The sequence below is a fragment of the Sphingomonas sp. GW821-FHT02B09 genome (genome assembly GCF_059421875.1).
This window is the reverse complement of record NZ_JBWKVV010000030.1, coordinates 1-1,536: the sequence shown is the minus strand read 5'-3', so window position 1 is coordinate 1,536 and position 1,536 is coordinate 1. Positions and strand designations below refer to the sequence as shown.

The window sequence follows — 1,536 nt, the reverse complement described above, 5'->3', positions numbered from 1 at the left end:
CCCGATTGTGTTGAAGAAGTCGGATGTTGGCGGGGTGCAAGCGGCCGAGGGTTTTCGCTGAACAGGGCTGACCGGCTCAGGCAGGTAGCGGCTGCGTCGGCATCGGGATGAGCTTGGCCATCTTGCGGAGGTTCTGGGCGGCGGCTGCCATATGGAACTCGTCCCTGGCACCGTTTGGACCCCGCAGGCGTAATCGATCGAGCTTCAGAATGCGTTTGAGGTGCGCGAACAGCATCTCGACCTTCTTTCGCTGGCGGCGGGAGGTGACGTAGGCGTCGGTGGTGGCGATATCGCGGGCAAGGTCGCGAGCCCCTTCGTGGATCGAACGGGTGACCTTGCGCGCCGGCATGTTGGGCGTGCAGCGTTCCCGCAGGGCGCAGCCGCCGCAATCCTGCTGTGTCGCGCGATAGCGGATGAAGCCGTCCTGACCGACATCGCCCCGGGCGGTCGCGAAGTTGCGGTTCCTGGGGCGCAGGCGCTTGCCACCAGGACAGATGTAGCTGTCGTCGTCATGGTCGTAGGTGAAGGCATCACGTTCGAAGGTGCCGTCGCGGCGGGCGGACTTGTCGAACACCGGAATGTGCGGCTGGATGTCACGCTCGTGGACCAGCCAGGCTAGCATCTCCGCCGAGCCGTAAGCGGTGTCGGCGGCCAGCCGCTCGGGCCAGACGCCGAAGCGGTCCTGCACCCGCGCGATCATGCGCTTGCATGCGGTCACCTCGGCCTGGCGCACGGCGGTGCTCGCTTCCACGTCCATGATGACGGCATGGTCGAGGTCTATGAGGTAGTTGGTCGAGTAGGCGTAGAAGGCCGGCCCGCGATGCGCGCTGGTCCACCGCGATGCCGGATCGGCCGGTGCCAGATACTTGGGCACCACCGGTGTCGCTGCGCCGAACGCGGCATCGTCGAGAACGGCCAGATACTCGCGCACCGCACGGCTGTCGGCGTTCGGGGACAAGCCGTCGCTACCCGGCCCGCCGGTCTGGCGATTGGCATCGGCACGGATCAAGCTGGCGTCGACTGCAAACCCTTCGCCGCCCACCAGCCCCTCGGCCATGCAGCGTGCGACCGTCGTCTCGAACAAACGGCGCAACAGGTCGCTGTCGCGGAAGCGCCCGTGCCGGTTCTTCGAGAAGGTCGAATGGTCCGGCACGTCGCCGTCCAGCCCCAGCCGGCAGAACCAGCGATAGGCCAGGTTCAGATGCACCTCATCGCACAGCCGCCGCTCGGACCGGATGCCCATGCAATAGCCGATGATGAGCATCCGGATCATCAGCTCTGGATCGATCGAGGGGCGGCCCGTGTCACTGTAGAAGGGCTTCAGCTCCTCGCGGATGCCTGACAGGTCCACGAACCGGTCGATTGAGCGCAGCAGATGATCCGCCGGCACATGCCGCTCCAGGCTGAAGCTGTAGAACAGCGCCTCCTGCGCTACCGTCCGCTCGCCCATCATCAGCCCGTCTCCGCTCACCTCGCGGCAAGTGAATCAGACCACCAACACCACTGCAAGCCCGTCTTTTTCAACACAATCACCCA

The 1,536-nt window shown here is 65.4% G+C and carries 1 protein-coding gene; it reads right to left on the bottom strand.

Going from position 1 to position 1,536, the window contains the following annotated elements; all coding sequences use genetic code 11:
- Positions 1-76: 76 nt before the first annotated feature.
- Complete coding sequence (locus tag AC07U4_RS24805) at positions 77-1,453, bottom strand: transposase (protein ID WP_495197603.1); 1,377 nt, start codon at positions 1,451-1,453, stop codon at positions 77-79.
- Positions 1,454-1,536 lie beyond the last annotated feature (83 nt).

What these genes read in the sequence shown, in the direction of transcription:
- AC07U4_RS24805 (WP_495197603.1), bottom strand. Translation starts at nt 1,453, where the DNA reads ATGATGGGCGAGCGGACGGTAGCGCAGGAGGCGCTGTTCTACAGCTTC.